The organism is Vibrio scophthalmi LMG 19158 (genome assembly GCF_000222585.1).
GTDB lineage: Bacteria > Pseudomonadota > Gammaproteobacteria > Enterobacterales > Vibrionaceae > Vibrio > Vibrio scophthalmi.
The window spans coordinates 1-18934 of sequence record NZ_AFWE01000056.1 but is presented as its reverse complement, the minus strand read 5'-3'; the positions used below and the strand labels follow the sequence as shown (position 1 = coordinate 18934).

Annotated in this window: 20 protein-coding genes and 1 riboswitch; of the genes, 9 read left to right on the top strand and 11 right to left on the bottom strand. The window is 47.1% G+C overall.

Annotated elements, in window-relative coordinates:
• The first annotated feature begins 6 nt into the window (after nt 1–6).
• Together RH88_RS03595 and RH88_RS03590 are read left to right on the top strand one after the other, a co-directional pair.
• On the top strand, nt 7–354 hold the full coding sequence (locus RH88_RS03595) for a gamma-glutamylcyclotransferase family protein (RefSeq protein ID WP_005593512.1): 348 nt from the start codon (nt 7–9) through the stop codon (nt 352–354).
• A gap of 60 nt (nt 355–414) precedes the next feature.
• Nucleotides 415–777, top strand: coding sequence for a DUF2799 domain-containing protein (locus RH88_RS03590; RefSeq protein WP_081467358.1), 363 nt, complete (start codon nt 415–417; stop codon nt 775–777).
• 63 nt (nt 778–840) lie between these two features.
• Here RH88_RS03590 and ppa read toward each other — a convergent pair whose 3' ends face one another.
• Together ppa and fbp are read right to left on the bottom strand one after the other, a co-directional pair.
• Entirely contained in the window at nt 841–1368 is a 528-nt protein-coding gene (ppa, locus tag RH88_RS03585) for an inorganic diphosphatase (protein ID WP_005593510.1), read from the bottom strand.
• Between the two features lie 138 nt (nt 1369–1506).
• On the bottom strand, nt 1507–2517 hold the full coding sequence (gene fbp / locus RH88_RS03580; RefSeq protein WP_005593509.1) for a class 1 fructose-bisphosphatase: 1011 nt from the start codon (nt 2515–2517) through the stop codon (nt 1507–1509).
• A 321-nt stretch (nt 2518–2838) separates the two neighbouring features.
• On the opposite strand from fbp, the gene mpl reads away from it, so the two are divergent.
• The 5 genes from mpl to thiQ all read left to right on the top strand — a co-directional run bounded on the left by mpl (nt 2839) and on the right by thiQ (nt 8398).
• Entirely contained in the window at nt 2839–4191 is a 1353-nt protein-coding gene (mpl, locus tag RH88_RS03575; protein WP_005593508.1) for a UDP-N-acetylmuramate:L-alanyl-gamma-D-glutamyl-meso-diaminopimelate ligase, read from the top strand.
• Between the two features lie 5 nt (nt 4192–4196).
• Nucleotides 4197–4823 carry a flavin prenyltransferase UbiX gene (locus RH88_RS03570; RefSeq protein WP_005593507.1) on the top strand — a complete coding sequence of 209 codons (627 nt, stop codon included), beginning with the start codon at nt 4197–4199 and terminating at the stop codon, nt 4821–4823.
• A gap of 42 nt (nt 4824–4865) precedes the next feature.
• Nucleotides 4866–4977: riboswitch (TPP riboswitch) on the top strand.
• Between the two features lie 74 nt (nt 4978–5051).
• Complete coding sequence (gene thiB / locus RH88_RS03565) at nt 5052–6047, top strand: thiamine ABC transporter substrate binding subunit (protein ID WP_086027394.1); 996 nt, start codon at nt 5052–5054, stop codon at nt 6045–6047.
• A gap of 9 nt (nt 6048–6056) precedes the next feature.
• Entirely contained in the window at nt 6057–7685 is a 1629-nt protein-coding gene (thiP, locus tag RH88_RS03560) for a thiamine/thiamine pyrophosphate ABC transporter permease ThiP (RefSeq protein ID WP_081467357.1), read from the top strand.
• 8 nt (nt 7686–7693) lie between these two features.
• A complete protein-coding gene (gene thiQ / locus RH88_RS03555; protein WP_005593502.1) occupies nt 7694–8398 on the top strand; it encodes a thiamine ABC transporter ATP-binding protein in 705 nt (234 codons plus the stop codon).
• Nucleotides 8399–8456: 58 nt separating this feature from the next.
• Here thiQ and yjgA read toward each other — a convergent pair whose 3' ends face one another.
• On the bottom strand, nt 8457–8984 hold the full coding sequence (gene yjgA / locus RH88_RS03550) for a ribosome biogenesis factor YjgA (protein WP_005593501.1): 528 nt from the start codon (nt 8982–8984) through the stop codon (nt 8457–8459).
• A 110-nt stretch (nt 8985–9094) separates the two neighbouring features.
• On the opposite strand from yjgA, the gene pmbA reads away from it, so the two are divergent.
• The gene (gene pmbA / locus RH88_RS03545; RefSeq protein WP_005593500.1) at nt 9095–10438 is read left to right on the top strand and encodes a metalloprotease PmbA; all 1344 of its coding nucleotides are present in this window, start codon (nt 9095–9097) and stop codon (nt 10436–10438) included.
• Nucleotides 10439–10550: 112 nt separating this feature from the next.
• Here pmbA and ruvX read toward each other — a convergent pair whose 3' ends face one another.
• From ruvX to metK, 8 genes are all read right to left on the bottom strand, one after another.
• Nucleotides 10551–10979 carry a Holliday junction resolvase RuvX gene (ruvX, locus tag RH88_RS03540; protein WP_005593499.1) on the bottom strand — a complete coding sequence of 143 codons (429 nt, stop codon included), beginning with the start codon at nt 10977–10979 and terminating at the stop codon, nt 10551–10553.
• Nucleotides 10980–11030: 51 nt separating this feature from the next.
• Nucleotides 11031–11594 carry a YqgE/AlgH family protein gene (locus RH88_RS03535; protein ID WP_005593498.1) on the bottom strand — a complete coding sequence of 188 codons (564 nt, stop codon included), beginning with the start codon at nt 11592–11594 and terminating at the stop codon, nt 11031–11033.
• Between the two features lie 84 nt (nt 11595–11678).
• Complete coding sequence (gshB, locus tag RH88_RS03530; RefSeq protein ID WP_005593497.1) at nt 11679–12626, bottom strand: glutathione synthase; 948 nt, start codon at nt 12624–12626, stop codon at nt 11679–11681.
• A 12-nt stretch (nt 12627–12638) separates the two neighbouring features.
• Complete coding sequence (rsmE, locus tag RH88_RS03525) at nt 12639–13370, bottom strand: 16S rRNA (uracil(1498)-N(3))-methyltransferase (RefSeq protein WP_005593496.1); 732 nt, start codon at nt 13368–13370, stop codon at nt 12639–12641.
• A gap of 93 nt (nt 13371–13463) precedes the next feature.
• On the bottom strand, nt 13464–14186 hold the full coding sequence (locus RH88_RS03520; RefSeq protein ID WP_005593495.1) for an endonuclease: 723 nt from the start codon (nt 14184–14186) through the stop codon (nt 13464–13466).
• Nucleotides 14187–14283: 97 nt separating this feature from the next.
• Entirely contained in the window at nt 14284–14781 is a 498-nt protein-coding gene (locus tag RH88_RS03515; RefSeq protein ID WP_005593494.1) for a SprT family zinc-dependent metalloprotease, read from the bottom strand.
• Nucleotides 14782–14853: 72 nt separating this feature from the next.
• The gene (locus RH88_RS03510) at nt 14854–15651 is read right to left on the bottom strand and encodes a DUF2189 domain-containing protein (protein ID WP_005593493.1); all 798 of its coding nucleotides are present in this window, start codon (nt 15649–15651) and stop codon (nt 14854–14856) included.
• A 357-nt stretch (nt 15652–16008) separates the two neighbouring features.
• Nucleotides 16009–17163: a methionine adenosyltransferase gene (gene metK / locus RH88_RS03505; protein WP_005593492.1), complete on the bottom strand. Its 1155-nt coding sequence runs from the start codon at nt 17161–17163 to the stop codon at nt 16009–16011.
• 321 nt (nt 17164–17484) lie between these two features.
• On the opposite strand from metK, the gene tkt reads away from it, so the two are divergent.
• On the top strand, nt 17485–18934 hold a 1450-nt coding region (gene tkt / locus RH88_RS03500; protein ID WP_005593491.1), incomplete at its 3' end, for a transketolase.

Genomic DNA, 18934 nt, shown 5'->3' with positions numbered 1-18934 from the left:
TTGCCAGTGCAACATTTGGTTTTTGTTTACGGCACATTGCGTGAGAATGAAACTAACCACCATTTTGTTGGTCAAGGTCAGTTTTTAGGCCATCACGAAACATTGCCCGAATACGCGTTATATGATCTTGGCGCTTATCCAGCCGTAGTAGAAGGACATCAAGTGATTTTTGGTGAAGTCTATTTAGTTAATGACGCGATGCTAGCCGAATTGGATAAGCTAGAAGATGTACCGGTTGAATATCGCCGTGAGTTAATTCCAACCCCCTTTGGTGAGGCTTGGATTTATCTTTATCAAGATGCATCACAATTGGATGTCATGATTGCATCGGGTGATTGGTGTCAACGGGTATAATGACCAAATCATGATAATGACTGCGCATCTAGCGCCGTCAAATCAGTGTGAGGGGACAGTATGAAGTGGAAAGTAATGTTGATGCCTAGCATCTTAATATCGAGTGTATTGATGGGGTGCGCAGCGCAGCCTATTACCATTCCAAATACGACAGATGCGTGGCAAGATTATGGCCGTCAACAAGCAATCAAAGGCCATCTTTCTCAAAGTGAACAAAAGCTGGCAGAACTGGATCAGTCAGGGGCCTTTACTGATGAGTTGTATAATGCCTATCAAGTGGGATACGCAGCAGGTAAAGAGAAGTACTGTTCACAAAGCGCTTATATGCTTGCTCGCCTAGACAAACCATATCTAGGTATTTGTGATGATGTAGATCCATTCTTTCGTAGTGATTACGAAAACGCCCGACGTGAATCTTGGTAGTAATTGATTTGATAAGGCATTGATTAAAAAGCCAGCAATGCTGGCTTTGTTGTTTTCTAAGGGCTAATTTTGAGCGCGCTGATAAGATTCTAGAATCTCTTGTCGTGCTGCTGCGACATCTGCCCAGCCATCGACTTTTACCCACTTTCCTGCTTCCAGTTCTTTATAGCGCTCAAAGAACTGGGTGATTTGCGCTTTGAGCAGGTCTGGGATATCACCAACATCTTGGATATGGTCATATTCTTTAGACAGCTTGCTGTGTGGCACGGCAAACACCTTCGCATCTTCGCCAGACTCATCGGTCATTTTTAACACCCCAACTGGTCGACAACGAATCACCGATCCCGGCATTAGTGGGTAAGGGGTTGGAACCAGGACATCAACCGGATCACCATCAAGTGATAAAGTGTCATTTACGTAACCGTAATTGCATGGGTAGAACATCGGCGCTGACATAAAGCGGTCAACGAAAACCGCACCAGAATCTTTATCGACTTCATATTTGATTGGGTCTGCATTGGCAGGGATTTCGATGACGACATACAGGTCATCGGGTAGAGACTTACCAGCAGGTACATCATTCAAGCTCATGAGAGATATCCTTATTTCTAATTCAAATGAAGAGTGATTGGGTAAAAATACAGCCACTACAATAAAGGCAAAGCGAGTTTGATGTAAACAAACTGTTATTGTTTTGAGACTAAAAAAGCGCCTCGCGGCGCTTTATCTTTAGTCGGGATGCAATTCCAGCAGTAACTCAACTTGTTTAACCATGTTGGTTGAACCAACGAAAAAGGGCACGCGTTGATGTAGCTCAGTGGGTTTGAGATCCATAATGCGCTGTGCGCCATCCGAGGCTAAGCCTCCCGCTTGCTCAATGATGAAGGCCATTGGATTGCATTCATACAGTAGGCGTAATTTACCTTGCGGATGACTTTGTGTGCTTGGGTAAAGATAGATCCCGCCTTTAAGTAGGTTACGGTGAAAATCAGCCACCAGTGAACCAATGTAGCGCGAAGTGTATGGGCGATGGGTTTGTGGATCGTTTTCTTGGCAATATTTGATGTATTTTTTAACGCCTTGTGGGAAGCGGAAATAATTGCCTTCGTTGATCGAGTAGATCTGACCATCCTCTGGGATCATCATGTTTTCATGTGAAAGACAGAAGGTGCCAAGTGATGGGTCGTAGGTGAAGCCATTGACGCCATTGCCTGTGGTGTACACCAACATGGTAGAGGAACCGTAGATCACATAACCTGCCGCGACTTGCTTGTTGCCCGGTTGGAGGAAATCTTCTTCAGTCGGTGGCGTGCCAATCGGCGACACTCGGCGATAGATGGAGAAAATGGTACCGACTGATACGTTAACATCAATATTTGACGATCCATCAAGAGGGTCCATTAACACCACATATTTGGCATTTTTGTTGAGCTCTTTACTGAAGGCGACTGCTTGATCTTCCTCTTCACTGGCCACTCCACACACCTGATCGCGTGCTTCTAGGGCGGCTTTGAATTTATCGTTAGCGTAAACATCTAGTTTTTGCTGAGCTTCGCCTTGTACGTTTTCAGTGCCGACCGCGCCAGTGATATCCACCAGACCCGCTTTATTGATTTCACGGTTAACGATTTTGGCTGCCAATCGAATCGAAGAGAGCAGCGATGAAAGATCGCCACCAGCGTGAGGGAAGTCTGCTTGTTTCTCAACGATGAACTCGCCAAGCGTGCGCATTCCAGACATGTTATTTCCTTTTAGTCAGCTAAAGATATTGGGCTTGAGTGATGGATTTCTAATGATCCAGTGCAATAGGAGGATTTGCTCAGTGATTAAAAACTCCCTAGATAAGTGTAAGACGTAGATCTTTTTATGGGTAATAAACTAACTGCTTGAGATCCCAATTTATTTACATTGTGTTTTGGACTGATAGAGAGTGTAGAAAAGCGCGCGAATAGGGCGAAATAGGTCGGTTCAATTGGCAATAGAGTGATCAAAACGGTTCGCTTTTAGTGGCTTTATCGCCATAATGAAGCGGTATTTTTAGCGTAGGACAAGGTTTCGTTTATGCACATTCATATCTTGGGGATCTGTGGCACCTTTATGGGTGGCGCGGCAACATTAGCGCGCCAGTTAGGCCATAAAGTGACGGGCAGTGATGCCAATGTTTATCCACCAATGAGTACCATGCTTGAATCTCAAGGTATTGAAATAATAGAGGGTTTCGATCCTGCTCAATTGAATCCTGCCCCAGATCTTGTGGTGATTGGTAATGCGATGAGTCGCGGCAATCCTTGTGTTGAGTATGTACTTAATAACAACCTACGCTACACCTCTGGACCACAGTGGTTACAAGAGTTCTTATTGCATGATCGCTGGGTATTAGCTGTCTCGGGCACGCATGGTAAAACCACCACCTCAAGTATGTTGTCTTGGATCCTCGAAGATTGCGGTTACCAACCGGGCTTTTTAGTCGGTGGCGTGTTAGGAAATTTCGGCATCTCGGCTCGATTGGGCGAAAGCATGTTCTTTGTTGTCGAAGCGGACGAATATGACAGCGCTTTTTTCGATAAGCGTTCAAAGTTTGTTCACTACCATCCACGAACATTAGTGATGAACAACCTCGAGTTTGATCATGCCGATATCTTTGATGATCTTGAGGCGATTAAGCGTCAATTCCATCATCTTGTCCGTACCGTGCCGAGCAACGGGCGTATTTTAGCACCGAAAGCCGATCAAGCGCTGGCCGATGTGCTAGACCGCGGGTGTTGGAGTGAAACTGAATACACCGGTGAACAAGGAGATTGGCGTGCTGAAAAGATGGTTAAAGACGGTTCACAATTCCATGTGCTGCTTGATGGTGAAATCAAAGGCACAGTGAAATGGGATCTGGTTGGTGATCATAACGTCGATAATGCCTTAATGGCGATTGCTGCTGCTCGCCATGTTGGTGTGACTGCCGATCTTGCGTGTGAATCGCTAGCGAAATTTATCAATACAAAGCGTCGCCTTGAACTGAAAGGGCAAGTGAATGGCGTGACGGTTTATGATGACTTTGCTCATCACCCAACGGCGATTGAACTGACGATGGGTGGCCTGCGTAACAAGGTGGGCGGCGATAAGATCATTGCGGTACTAGAACCGCGTTCTGCGACGATGAAACGTGGTGTACATAAAGATACTCTCGCGGCATCATTGCATCATGCCGATGAGGTTTTCCTTTATCAGCCAGAGAGCATTGAATGGTCGGTGGAAGAGGTTGCTCAGCAATGTTCTCAACCGGCTTATACCAGTGCTGATATTGATCAATTGGTCGATGCGATCGTGGCAAAAGCCGTACCTGGCGACCATATTCTAGTGATGAGTAACGGCGGCTTTGAAGGTATTCATGGCAAGCTGCTAGAGAAACTGGCAGGTTAAACAGCATGACAAACAAGAGTAGTAAAGCGATTACTTTAGCCTTTACTGGCGCATCGGGCGCACCTTATGGGTTGCGCCTACTCGAGTGTTTATTGGCGGCAGATTATCAGGTCTATCTATTGATCTCTTCTGCCGCGCGAGTGGTGTTGGCAACTGAACATGGTTTGAAATTGCCAAGTGGCCCAGAGGCCGCGCAGCAAGCATTAGTTACGCATCTCAATTGTGATGCAGATAAATTGGTGGTGTGTGGCAAAGACGATTGGTTCTCGCCAGTGGCGTCAGGATCTGCTGCGCCAAAACAGATGGTGGTGTGTCCATGTTCTGCAGGCAGTGTGGCGGCAATCGCTCACGGCATGTCGGATAATTTGATTGAGCGTGCGGCTGATGTAGTGATGAAAGAGCGTGGCCAGCTAGTGCTGGTGGTACGTGAAACGCCTTTTTCTACCTTGCATTTAGAGAATATGCATAAGCTATCGACAATGGGGGTTACCATTATGCCTGCCGCGCCCGGGTTTTATCACCAACCACAAACCATTGAAGATTTGATTGATTTCATGGTGGCGAGAATTCTGGATCATCTCGGTGTTGAACAGGGGTTAGTTCCGCGCTGGGGTTATGATCACAGAGGATAATATCTCGCTAGCCATACATTGGCAGAATGATTACAATCCCATCAATACTCAACGGGGAGCCATGCTGTGATGCGCTGGCTGAGATCGGTCAATGACTGGGACCCGTGTACCTGAACCAGATAATGCTGGCGTAGGAATTGAGTCTGGTCATTTAGTTACTGCGCTAATTAAACGCCGACCTCAAACCTGTGCCGCTCAACTAGGAGAGAGCGAACAGTGAAAACCACCATGTTAACCACCACCTTTAGTACGCTAGCGATTGCTTGCGCGTCTTTTTCTGCCTTCGCGGCGGACAATACCCTAACCGTTTATACCTACGATTCATTTGCCGCAGATTGGGGCCCAGGCCCAACAGTGGAAAAAGCCTTTGAAGCCCAGTGCGGTGGTTGTGATGTTAATTTTGTCGCGCTGGATGATGGCGTGTCGATTTTGAACCGCTTACGTTTAGAAAACGGCAATAGCAAAGCGGATATTGTCTTAGGGTTGGACAACAATCTAATGGCAGAAGCGAAGAAGACCGGTTTACTGAGTGAGCATCAGGTTGATACCAGCAGCGTAACAATTCCCGGCGGTTGGCAAGACACCACCTTTGTCCCTTATGACTATGGCTACTTTGCCTTTGTTTACAACAAAGAAAAGCTCGCTAACCCACCGACAAGCTTGAAAGAATTGGTTGAGCAGCGTGACGATCTAAAAATCATCTATCAAGATCCACGAACCTCGACTCCGGGGCAAGGTTTGATGCTTTGGATGAAATCAGTTTACGGTGATGATGTCGCGGCCGCATGGCAAAAACTGGCAGGCAAAACCGTGACCGTGACGAAAGGTTGGTCTGAAGCTTATTCGATGTTCCTAGAAGGCGAAGCGGATATGGTGCTTTCGTACACCACATCACCGGCTTACCACATTATTGCCGAAAACGATCTTAAATACGCAGCAGCGGATTTTACTGAGGGTCACTACACGCAAGTTGAAGTTGCCGCAAAAGTGAAGGGCAGTAAGAACCCAGCGTTAGCGGATCAGTTCATGCAGTTTATTTTGAGTGATCAATTCCAATCAGCTATGCCGACGGGGAACTGGATGTATCCTGTCACAGATGTAGCTCAGCCAGAAGGTTTCTCTACCCTGACAGTGCCGAGCAAAGCGCTAAGTTTTAGTGCTGATGAAATTGCCACGCAACGTAAGACATGGATTCGTGAATGGCAAAGCGCTTTAACGCGTTAAGGTTTTTACTTGAATCGTCTTCCTAAATTAGGACTGTGGGTCGCGATGTTTATCGCGGCCTTTGTCTTTTCAGCTTTGGCGGCGCTCTTTTATGCCGCACCGTCGCTCAATCTATTGCAGGTTTGGCAAGATCCTTATTATCGCCACGTTACGCAATTTAGTTTCTATCAATCGTTTCTTTCCACTTTGATCAGTGTTGGTCTTGCGCTTCCGGTCGCCCATGCACTGTCAAAGCGTGATTTTAAAGGTAAGGGCTTGTTGCTCAAACTATTTAGCTCCACTCTAGTATTACCTGTGCTGGTGGGGGTATTTGGCTTATTGGCGATTTACGGAAATTCAGGGCTCATAGCCGATGTTTTAGCGCAGTTTGAGCACACATTACCGTTTTCCATTTATGGTTTGAACGGTATTTTACTTGCGCATGTGTTTTTCAATCTCCCTTACGCTGCCCGCTTGTTGCTGCAAGCATTAGATACCATTCCTCAAGAGCAACATAAACTGTGTGCCCACTTGGGAATGAGCCAGTGGCAGAAATTTAAGTGGGTTGAGTGGCCGCGTTTAAGACAGCAATTACCCCACGTATCGGGCTTGGTCTTTATGCTTTGCTTTACCAGTTTTGCTACGGTTATGGCGTTAGGGGGCGGGCCAAAATCGACCACGATTGAGCTGGCGATCTATCAAGCGATTAAGTTTGATTTTGATCTGCAAGCTGGCGCTTTATTGGCGATTTGGCAAATGGCGTTGTGTGGCTTACTGGCGCTTTCTATTCAGCGCCTCGCTAAGCCTCTCGCGGTCTCTAACGGTTCAACGACACAGCTGCGTTACTTGGTTAATGATGGCCGTTTGGCGCGCGTGTGGGATGCTGGCTGGATTATGTTTGCTTCTCTATTGGTCGTCCCACCACTATTGATGGTGGTGCTGAGCGGGCTAAATACACAGATTATCGATGTGTTGCGTGATACGCGTTTTTGGCAAGCACTGCTTTCCTCTTTGCAAGTCGCTATCGTCGCCAGTGTGTTTGCTTTAGCGGCGGGCATCGCGGTTTTAACCACCAGTCGACGTTGGCGTTTAATGTCGAAAAATCGTCGAGCGGATCAGATTGAGCTGGTGGGAACGATTATTTTGGTGACGCCGGGATTGGTGATCTCCACCGGATTGTTCTTATTACTGCGTAATGTGACGGATGTTTTCAGTCTAGCGTATTTTATTGTTGTGGCGGTCAATGCCTTGATGGGGTTGCCATATGTGATCAAAACCTTGTCGCAACCGATGTTACAAATCGAACAGCATTATCAATACTTAGCGGCGAGTTTAGGTTTACGCGGTTGGCAGAGATTTAAAGTGGTTGAATGGCGAGGCTTGAAAAAACCAATGGCGCACGCGTTTGCCTTGAGTTTTATGCTGGCGATGGGCGATTTAAGTGCGGTGGCATTATTTGGCGGAAGTGAGTTCCGTACTTTGCCTCTCTATCTGTTCCAATTGCTTGGAAGCTATCAAATGGAAGCTGCCGCAGTGGTCTCTTTGACCTTATTGCTGCTCAGTGTCGGTTGCTTTAGCGTGATCGAAAAGCTCTTTAAAGCGAATCAGACGATGCATCATTCCATTCGCCATACCGCTAAGCATGTTACGAAGTCATAAGGGGATTTATGTTAAGTATTAAACACGCCCACTATACCTATCACCACGCGCCATTTGATTTTTCTCTTGAGGTGGCCGAAGGTGAGATTTTGGCTCTGATGGGGCCGAGTGGCGCTGGAAAATCAACCTTATTAGCTCTGTTAGCGGGGTTTATTGAGCCAGAGTCTGGCGATATTCTAGCCGCAGGACAATCGTTATTGGGTCAAGCGCCGCATCAACGTCCAGTGGCGATGTTGTTTCAAGAGCATAATCTCTTTGCCCATTTGACGGTTGAGGAGAATATTGGTTTAGGACTTCATCCAGGATTAAAGCTCACGGCAGAGCAAAAAAAACAAGTGGTGGAAGCCGCGCAACAAGTGGGAATTGCGGAGTATTTTGGCCGTCTTCCTGAGCAGTTATCGGGTGGCCAGCGTCAGCGTGTGGCTTTAGCGCGTTGTTTTGTTCAGCCACACCAAATTTGGCTGCTCGATGAGCCATTTTCTGCATTAGATCCGCTCTTAAGAGAAGAGATGCTGATGTTGGTGAAACGCTTAGCTCAAGAGCGCAATTTGACGGTGGTGATGGTAACGCACCATATCAACGATGCACGCACGATCGCCAGTCAGTTTGCTTTTGTCGCTGATGGACGAGTGGCGGAATCTGGTGCGATTGAGCGGTTGTCTGCGCAACATAGTAATAGTGAGTTGGCGGCGTTTGTTAAAGCCAGTCACTGAGCATGGAAATAAAAAAGGTTGCCGATCAAGGCAACCTTTTTTGTTGGGCGAATCTCAATTACTCTTGAGCTTCTTGTAGCGCTCTTAGCACTTGGAAAATTTCGCGGTAAGCCCTTGGTGGCTTGTTCGCTTGTTTTTCTTTAGCCGCTTGACGAGCAAGTTGACGTAAGCGCTGACGATCTGCCTCAGGGTACATTGTCATAACCGCTTCAATCGCGCTATCACCTTCCGCTGCGATACGATCACGTAGCAACTCAAGCTTTTGCAGCATCATGGTGTTTTGTGCGTGCTTGTTACGGATTTTATCCAGTGCAGCCTGAATTTGATCCGCATCTTCATATTGCATCAGTTTACCGATGCGTTGCAGCTGGCGACGACGCGCTTCGTTTTTGAAGCGTTGTGCATCTTTCACTGCATCTAAAAGATCTTCACTTAGCGGCATTTTCTTTAGAGTAGACGAACTCAGTTCGACCAGCTCTACGCCAAGTTTTTGTAAAATCTCCATATCGCGTTTCATCTCGGATTTACTAACCCAGATGATCTCTTCTTCCGGTTCCCATGGCGCTTTTTGATTCTTACGAGCCATCTCTTTTGCCTTTAATTGACTATCTCTTCTTCTATTTTAACAAGAATCTTGGGGAGAAAGCGAAATTCTTGTTATCCTAGAAGCAATACTCATGAAAATGTAGAAAAAATATGGACGTAAGAGAGCAAGTCGCTCAGCAGCGTGTTGAGCTTGAAGCCGCCGTCGCTAAAGCGTTAGAGATGGCAGCCGTTAAGGCTGATGCCGCAGAAGTCGCAATTTCTAAATCGACTGGATTAAGTGTATCGACTCGCATGTGTGAGGTCGAAAACGTCGAATTTAACAGTGATGGTGCTTTAGGTATTACGGTTTACCGTGGTCAACGCAAAGGTAGCGCCTCTACGTCAGATTTGAGTGAGAAGGCGATTCAGCAGACCGTCATGGCGGCGTTGGACATTGCCCAATACACCTCGGAAGACCCATTTGCAGGCCCAGCACCCAAAGAATTTATGGTGCAAGAGATCCCTGATTTGGATCTGTTCCACCCAGATACGCCGGATCCTGATTACGCCGCGCAAGTCGCCATTGCCGCAGAAAAGCGTGCGTTGGAATACAGCAGCAAGATCAAACAAAGTGACGGTGCTAGCTACGACAGCCACTATGGTGTGAAAGTCTATGGTAACAGCCATGGTCTGCTTGCTAGCTATGCCAGCAGCCGTCACAGCACCAGTTGTTGTGTGATTGGTCAAGGTGCCAACGGCGAAATGGAGCGCGATTACAGCTACACCATGGCGCGTCACAAAGATGAGCTGTGGACACCGGAACAAGTCGGCCAATTGGCGGCAGAAAAAACCGTGAGCCGTTTGGATGCTAAGCGTCTAGCTACGGGTAAATACCCAGTGATGTTTGCTGCGGATGTGGCGACAGGCCTACTTGGTCATCTGGTGATGGCGATCAGTGGTGGCAACCTCTACCGTAAATCGTCGTTCTTACTCGATCATTTAGGTAAGCAGATCCTACCGAGCTGGTTTAACGTTTCTGAGCGTCCGCATATTCTGCGTGGTTTGGCTTCAAGCCCATTTGATAGTGAAGGCGTCTTTACTAAAGATTGCGAGATCATTACTGATGGCGTGTTGGCAACCTACTTATTGACCAGCTACGCGGCACGTAAAATGAAGATGGATCCAACCGGTCATGCGGGCGGCATCCATAACTGGTTCGTGCAATCAACAGGGCAAGATTACCAGCAGATGCTTAAAGAGCTCGGTACTGGCTTCTTGGTGACGGAAGTGATGGGGCAAGGGGTGAATACCGTTACTGGCGATTACTCGCGCGGTGCGGCTGGCTTCTGGGTGGAAAATGGTGAAATCCAATACCCTGTATCGGAAGTGACCATTGCGGGTAACCTGAAAGACATGTTCCAACAGATCGTCGCCGTTGGCAGCGATGTTGAAACACGCTCGCAAATTCAAACTGGTTCGATTCTACTTGAGTCGATGAAAGTCGCTGGCGAATAACGACTGCAGTTTATAACGCTAGAAGCATAAAAAATCCCGAGCATTGGCTCGGGATTTGTGTTTTTAGCGCAGAATAGTTTTTAACACAGAGTCGCTTTTAATGAATAGGAGACTATTCGCCCCACTGGGCTTCAAACCAACTCTCTAAGATCACCACCGCTGATTGGCAGTCGACATTGCCTTTTGATAGCGCTTTATAGCCGCCCATCGCAAACAGATCGGCGCGGGCTTCGCGGGTAGAAAGACGCTCATCATGCATCTCTACCGCTACCCCAAATCGACCTTGTAGTCGCTGGCCGAATTTTTTCGCACGTGGTGTGATGGTTTCAAGATCCTTGCCGTGCAAGTCAGTCGGTAGGCCTACCACGATTAAGTTTGGTTGCCACTCTTTGATCTGCTTTTCAATATCATCCCAGTTAGGAATACCATCGTTGGCTTTAAATGCTTTGAGTGGTGAAGCGGTTCCGGTAATTTCCTGACCAATGGCGCTACCAATACTTTTGGTACCATAGTCAAAGGCCATAATAGTTCTATTTGACATAGTTTTTGATTCTTTGGTTGTGGGGCTTATGTAGTTGAATCAACACGTAAGCTATGCGTGACCAACATCGCTAGAGAGTTGCGCGACATCAATACCCAACATTTGTACTGCGGTCTGCCAGCGTTCTGTCAGTGGGGTTTCAAAGATCACTGATGGATCGGCTTCAATAGTGAGCCATGAATTTTCGGCTAACTCAACTTCGAGTTGCCCCGCTTCCCAGCCGGAATAGCCTAATGCCACTAAGTAGTGGTTTGGTTCCGCTTCGGTGCCGAGTACGCTGAGGATATCTTTTGAGGTAGTGACGGAAATTTTGTCGGTCATTTGAATGCTTGATTCATAATGATCTTTAGGTTGATGCAAGATAAAACCGCGATCTTCAGAAACTGGACCACCGTTAAGTACTGGCATTTCAAGCTTATCGCTTTTTAGCGGTGGATGAACCGATTCAACCTTAACCTGTTCCAGCATTTTCCCAACTGTGACTTCAATTGGTGCATTGATCATTAAGCCCATTGCGCCATCTTGATTGTGCTCACACACATAGATCACACTGCGCTTGAAGTAGGGATCTTTCATGCCCGGCATGGCAACTAAAAAGTGGTTAGTTAAATTCATCAGTATCCAGCCTTATGGTTACCCAAACCTCTGCTTAGGCGATACTCTAAGCAGTCAGAGGGCGCGAGCGCCCTCTATTCGGGATTATTTTTTTAGACGGCGCTCAATCGCATCCATCAGCTTGCCTGTGATAGAGATATCGAAGGCTGCTTCAATTTCACGAATACAAGTTGGGCTTGTTACGTTGATTTCCGTTAGCTTGTCGCCAATCACATCGAGGCCAACAAAGATCAGGCCTTTTTCTTTAAGTGTAGGCGCAACTGCCAGTGCGATCTGCATATCTGTTTCGCTCAGTGGTTGAGCCACGCCAGTCCCACCTGCGGCAAGATTACCACGCGTTTCGCCTTTGGCTGGGATACGCGCTAGGCAGTATGGCATTGGCTCGCCATCAACGACGAGAATGCGTTTGTCGCCATTGCTGATATCGGGCACAAAAGTTTGCGCCATGGCGTAGTTTTGGCCGTGATTGGTCAATGTTTCAATGATCACTGAAACGTTTGGATCGTTTTCTTTCACGCGGAAAATCGATGCGCCACCCATACCATCGAGTGGCTTAAGAATGACGTCTCCGTGCTCTTCGCGGAAGGCTTTAATTTTCTCGGCTTTACGCGTCACGATGGTGGTTGGAGTCAGCTCTGGGAACCAAGCGGTAAACAGTTTTTCGTTACAGTCACGCAGGCTCTGTGGCTTGTTGACGATCAGTGCGCCTTCCACTTCAGCGCGCTCTAGAATATAGGTCGCGTAGATGTATTCGGTATCAAAAGGGGGATCTTTACGCATCAGTACCGCATCAAGATCTGCCAGCTTAATGCTTTGCTCAGATTTGAACTCGTACCAACAGTTTGGATCTTCTTTTAGCTCAACGATCTTCGTGTCGGCAATTGCCACGCCTTGATCCAAATGCAGATCTTGCATTTCCATGTAATGGATTTCGTAGCCGCGACGTTGTGCTTCTAGCATCATGGCAAAGCTAGAGTCTTTTTTGATATTGATGGACGAAATTGGGTCCATCACGATGCCAAGTTTAATCATGCTTTTCTCCGGTTAGCCAAGATCGCCAAAACGAACTTGTAGGGCTGTAATTGCTGTTAACGCCGCGGTTTCGGTACGTAATACACGTGGGCCGAGAAGCGTCTCTTCAAATTGGTATTGCTCGGTCATATCGATTTCATCGCTCGACAAACCGCCTTCTGGGCCAATCAATAATCGCACTTTTTCTACAGGCGTCGGCAGGGTATTGATTGAGTATTTCGCGCGAGGATGCAGATTCAGTTTTAAACCGTCGTACTCTTCGGCACACCAATCTTCCAATTTCATGATTGGGCGAATTTCTGGCACGGTGTTACGGCCACATTGCTCGCAGGCACTAATCGCAATTTTTTGCCATTGTTCCATTTTCTTTTCAAAACGCTTTTGGTCAAGTTTGACACCACAACGTTCAGAAATGAGTGGTGTAATAGTATTTACGCCCAGCTCAACCGATTTTTGGATGGTAAATTCCATTTTGTCACCACGTGACATAACTTGGCCAAGATGCAAATCCAGTGGTGATTCACTGCTGCGTTCGATACGCTCAGTCACGTCAACGTGCACGGTTTTCTTGGTCACTTCACTGATGGTGGCCGGAAATTCTGCGCCGCTGCCATCAAACAATAGCACTTGTTGGCCTTCTTTCATGCGTAGAGCACGGCCGATATGGCCTGCGGCATCTTCACTAAGTTCAACGACGCCAAGCTGCTGAATGATTTCTGGGTGATAAATTCGTGGGATTCGCATGGTGTATTAAGTTCCAGCCAAAAGAGATTTATAAAGAGTAACATGGATGCGTTAAGCGAAAAAAACAAGGGTATTTTCCGCTTAACTTATTGCCTAGAGCTTACGGCAAGCTTCAACAACAAATGGGTTGTGGTTACCCTGAACCTTAGCGATATGCTTATCGCGTTCACATTCCCATTTTTCGGCCGGATATTGTTTATTCCAAGCTTGCATTAAATTGCGTTGCTGTTTGGAAAGATCAAAGCCGTACTCTTGGCTCATATAGAGATAGGTTCGCGCAATTGAACCGCGTGCACGAGCGGGTGGCATGACTTTGCGTTGTTTGAAATTCACCTGCATTTCGCAACTGCCATAGGTGACCCCATCGACACCATTCCATTGGCTAAAGTTAAAGTTGGAACGGTCGCCATTGACCTCGCCAATTGCAGGCGTGAGGTTATGTAGATCCGCTTCCATTTGACGAAATTGAGGGTATTTTTTCTTTGAACACTCTTTGCGGCCGCCTTTTTGCCAACATTGCATTTGATGGCCGAACTGCCACGCAGGTACGACGTGTTCCCACTCAATACGCGTTGCGCGTACTTTTTGTGTTTGCTTACGGATTTGGTAGCCACAGCCTTCTAAATCGGGAACGCCTTTTCTTCCTTGCCATTTGATATCACAGCCACAGTAAAAGCTGGTGGCGTAATCAAGGTCGCGCTCGAGATCTTTATAGATGCTAACCGCTTCGCGTTTGGCGGCCGAAAAGGAACTAGGGGGAGCTGCTACAACATTGCTCGCGGCAAGCGCCAGCAATAAACAGGAGAGTGTACGCATGAAAAAGTCTTATAAAGGAATGTCTTTTTGCATGATATCACTCAACTTACTGCTATATAGGTGATAATTTTGTAAATTGAAGTTTGTCGGTGGTCGTTTAGCTGAGTTGTTTGCCCGTAAAGCTAAGCTGCTGTTTGCATTGCTGGCAGCGATAACTCATTTGCCCGCGCAGAACCTTGTTATGACGGCGAATGGTTAACGGGTAATCGCGGCACCCACAACGATATTGAAAGGTTTTCCCTTCTACTGACTGAGTAGCAAAGCGATGGGTTGTATGAGCGGGAACGCTAAATACGGCCTCCATCACCCCTTTCCATTGCGCGCCATGGGGGCGCACTCGGCCATAGACTTGATAAGTGATCAAGTGTGCGACTTCATGAGGAATGACTTCATCCAAAAAGGCTTTTTGGTTTTCGATGAATAGGACTGGATTGAGGCGGATTTGGTTGAGTTGTAAGTAGGCTTTACCTGCTGCTTTTCCACGCAGCTGATAGTTGAGTGCTGGCTGAGCAAACGGGCGTTTAAAGGCCTGCTCAGCAAGTTTTAGACAATCGGCTACCTTACGTATAGCTTGATAGTTGAGTTCTTTATCCACGCTCTCTCCATAAAAAAGCAGCTCAGCGCAAAGGCCGAGCTGACTGCATCATATAGTGAAGCGCTCAATCTGTTAAGGGTGATGTTTCTTCTTAATCACCTCATGATAAGCGTGCCAAGTTCCGTACCCCAAGATTGGCATAGTAAACAGCATGCCGATGCCATAGGTGGCAAAGCCAATTAAGATCCCACCACAAATGATGGCTGCCCAAACAATCATCGCGGGGATGTTGCTTTTCACGGCATTAAAGCTGGTAAATACCGCTGTCATCATGTCGACTCGGCGTTCCATCATTAGTGGGATGGAAAATGCAGAAAGACAAAATACGGCACAGGCGAGCACAAACCCGACGATGGAACCGATGACTAAAAATGGTAAAAAATCGGTTAGCGGTGCACCCTGCACAGAAGGGTAAAGCGCATGCAGCAAGGCGGCGATACGCATCCAAAAGATCATGCACACAGCAAGCAATACGGCAAATGCCCATTGAGAGCTAGAGTTGCGGCTGATGGCTTTGATCGAATGAAATAGGCTTGCATTGCGGCCACGTTCTCTCGCCCAACTGGCATCATATAATCCCAGCGCTAGAAATGGCCCGATGAGCATGTAGACCACTAAACTCGGCATCACGACTAAATGGGTGCCTTGCCATTGCACCAGTAACACAATACCGATGGCGGCAGCCATAAAGCACAAGCCATAGAAGGCACTAATGAGTGGCATTTTTACTAAATCATGCAGCCCTAGCGCGAGCCAGTGAAAAGGCGCGCTGATGCTGACTTGATTGCAAGGTATGGTTCGAGCGTATTCATGGTTGGGGACTTCCTTTTGTTCACGCTTAAAGTCCGATGGATTCACGGTACGAGGCATAACTCCTCCTTGATGGTATCCCACAGTAACCACTGTTTCAGTGGTGATGTAATGACAGACTGACTGGCGGGACATCAAACTCGCTCTAGCTGACATCATTGTCTGAGCATCAATGTTCTTCCTCATAAAGGTCTGAAGATTAATCTCAGCGTTATATGCGCATAATGCACATTTAACATTATTTTAACTATTGGCAACAATGAGCGAATTTACAAATTATTTGCTCATTGGTTGGTCTATTTCACTTTTAGATAGTTGGAGAATGGAGAATGGAGAATGGAGAAGAGGGCGGGGGAGCAGACTAAAACAAAAAGCCCCCGCAAAGGCGAGGGCTTAAAGCGTGGTAGCACTAAGCGATTACTTAATGCCAGCGAAATCACGTAGGATTGCCGCTTTATCAGTCGCTTCCCATGGGAACTCTTCACGACCGAAGTGGCCGTAAGCCGCGGTTTGTTTGTAGATAGGTTGAAGCAGGTTCAACATCTCTTGCAAGCCGTATGGGCGTAGGTCGAAGTGTTGGCGAACGGCTTCGATGATGATGTCGTGTGACACTTTTTCTGTACCGAACGTTTCCACCATGATTGACGTTGGATCCGCAACACCGATAGCGTAAGACAATTGGATTTCACAACGGTCAGCCATACCAGCAGCGACAATGTTTTTCGCAACGTAACGTGCTGCGTAAGCTGCTGAACGGTCAACTTTTGATGGATCTTTACCTGAGAATGCACCACCACCGTGACGAGCTGCGCCGCCGTAGGTATCAACGATGATCTTACGACCCGTTAGACCACAGTCACCCATTGGGCCACCGATAACAAAACGACCGGTTGGGTTAATAAAGAATTTGGTTTCTTTATTTAGCCATTCTGCTGGCAATACTGGCTTGATGATCTCTTCCATTACCGCTTCACGTAGATCTGGTGTCGTTACAGAATCACAGTGTTGGGTTGAAAGTACCACAGCATCAATACCAACAATTTTGCCTTGATCGTATTGGAAAGTAACTTGAGATTTCGCATCAGGGCGAAGGAAATCTAGCTTGCCGCTCTTACGTACTTCTGCTTGTTTTTTCACAAGTAGGTGAGAGTAAGTGATTGGCGCTGGCATTAGAATATCAGTTTCGTTGGTTGCATAACCAAACATGATGCCTTGGTCACCCGCACCTTGTTCTTTCGGATCAGCTTTATCAACACCTTGGTTGATGTCTGGCGATTGCTTACCGATGGTGTTGAGAACAGCACAAGAGTTCGCATCAAAGCCCATATCTGAGTGTACGTAGCCAATTTCACGGACAGTTTCACGAGTGATCTCTTCGATATCAACCCATGCTGAAGTTGTCACTTCGCCGCCTACCATCACCATGCCGGTTTTTACGTAGGTTTCACACGCAACACGTGCTTTCGGGTCTTGTTCTAAGATCGCATCAAGAACTGCATCAGAAATTTGGTCTGCAATTTTATCTGGATGGCCTTCTGAAACTGACTCAGAGGTAAATAGGTGCTTAGCCATGTGAACTCCATGTTTGTTCGTCGATACAGACAATCGATATCTGTATCAAAAATAGTCTTCAGCTATGTAGGTGTTTCTACATCTAGACGTCTATTTTAAATTTGAATGTTCGAATTACAAGCTCTTTTTTCAACTATCTAAAAACCAAACGTTTGCTTTTTAAATCGACGAATGAAAGAACTTTAGTAAAAGCGCGGTGAAAATCCGAATATTTGTGGCTTTTTTGTCGGGAAAACGTTTGCAGTGCTATAGGCGCTTTGAGAGAATACCGCCCACAATATATCCCTATATCAACTCGCTTACTTGCACTTAGGAGCAGACATGTCTTCTCGTAAACACCTAGCAAATGCAATCCGCGCACTTAGCATGGATGGCGTTCAACAAGCTAACTCGGGCCACCCTGGCGCACCAATGGGTATGGCAGATATCGCTGAAGTACTTTGGCGCTCTCACCTAAACCACAACCCAGCGAACCCTGAGTGGGCAGATCGCGACCGTTTTATTCTATCGAACGGCCACGGTTCTATGCTGATTTACTCTTTGCTACACCTAAGTGGTTACGAGTTATCAATTGACGATCTGAAGAACTTCCGTCAATTGCATTCAAAAACGCCTGGTCACCCAGAATATGGTTACGCGCCGGGTATCGAAACAACAACCGGTCCTCTAGGCCAAGGCATTACTAACGCGGTTGGTATGGCGATGGCTGAAAAGTCATTGGCAGCACAGTTCAATAAAGAAGGCCACGACATCGTTGACCACCACACTTATGTTTTCATGGGTGATGGTTGTTTGATGGAAGGTATCTCGCATGAAGCTTGTTCTCTTGCGGGCACATTAGGTCTTGGTAAGCTAATCGCGTTTTGGGATGACAACGGCATCTCTATCGATGGCCACGTAGAAGGTTGGTTCTCTGACGATACGCCTAAGCGTTTTGAAGCGTACGGCTGGCATGTTATCCCTGCGGTTGACGGTCACGATGCTGACGCCATTAATGCAGCGATTGAAGCGGCAAAAGCCGATCCACGCCCTACTCTTATTTGTACTAAAACCATCATCGGTTTTGGTTCGCCAAATAAATCAGGCTCTCATGACTGCCACGGCGCACCACTAGGTGCGGAAGAAATCGCAGCAGCGCGTGAATTCCTTGGTTGGGAACACCCAGCATTTGAAATTCCAGCAGATGTCTACTCTGAGTGGGATGCAAAAGCGGCTGGCGCAGACAAAGAAGCGGCATGGGATAATAAATTCGCAGCTTACGCAGCGGCTTACCCAGCAGAAGCGGCTGAATTTAAGCGTCGTGTAAACGGTGACTTGCCAGCAGAATGGGAAGCGAAAGCCAACCAAATCATCGCTGATCTACAAGCAAACCCTGCCAACATCGCATCACGTAAAGCATCGCAAAACGCACTAGAAGCGTTTGGCGCAATGCTACCTGAGTTTATGGGCGGCTCTGCTGACCTAGCGCCTTCAAACCTGACTATGTGGTCTGGTTCTAAATCGCTAACGGCAGATGACTTCTCTGGTAACTACATTCACTACGGTGTACGTGAATTTGGTATGACTGCGATCATGAACGGTATCGCACTGCACGGTGGTTTTGTTCCTTACGGTGCAACATTCCTAATGTTCATGGAATACGCGCGTAACGCAATGCGTATGGCTGCTCTGATGAAAGTGCAGAATATCCAAGTTTACACTCACGACTCTATCGGTCTGGGTGAAGATGGCCCAACTCACCAACCGGTTGAGCAAATCGCGTCACTACGTC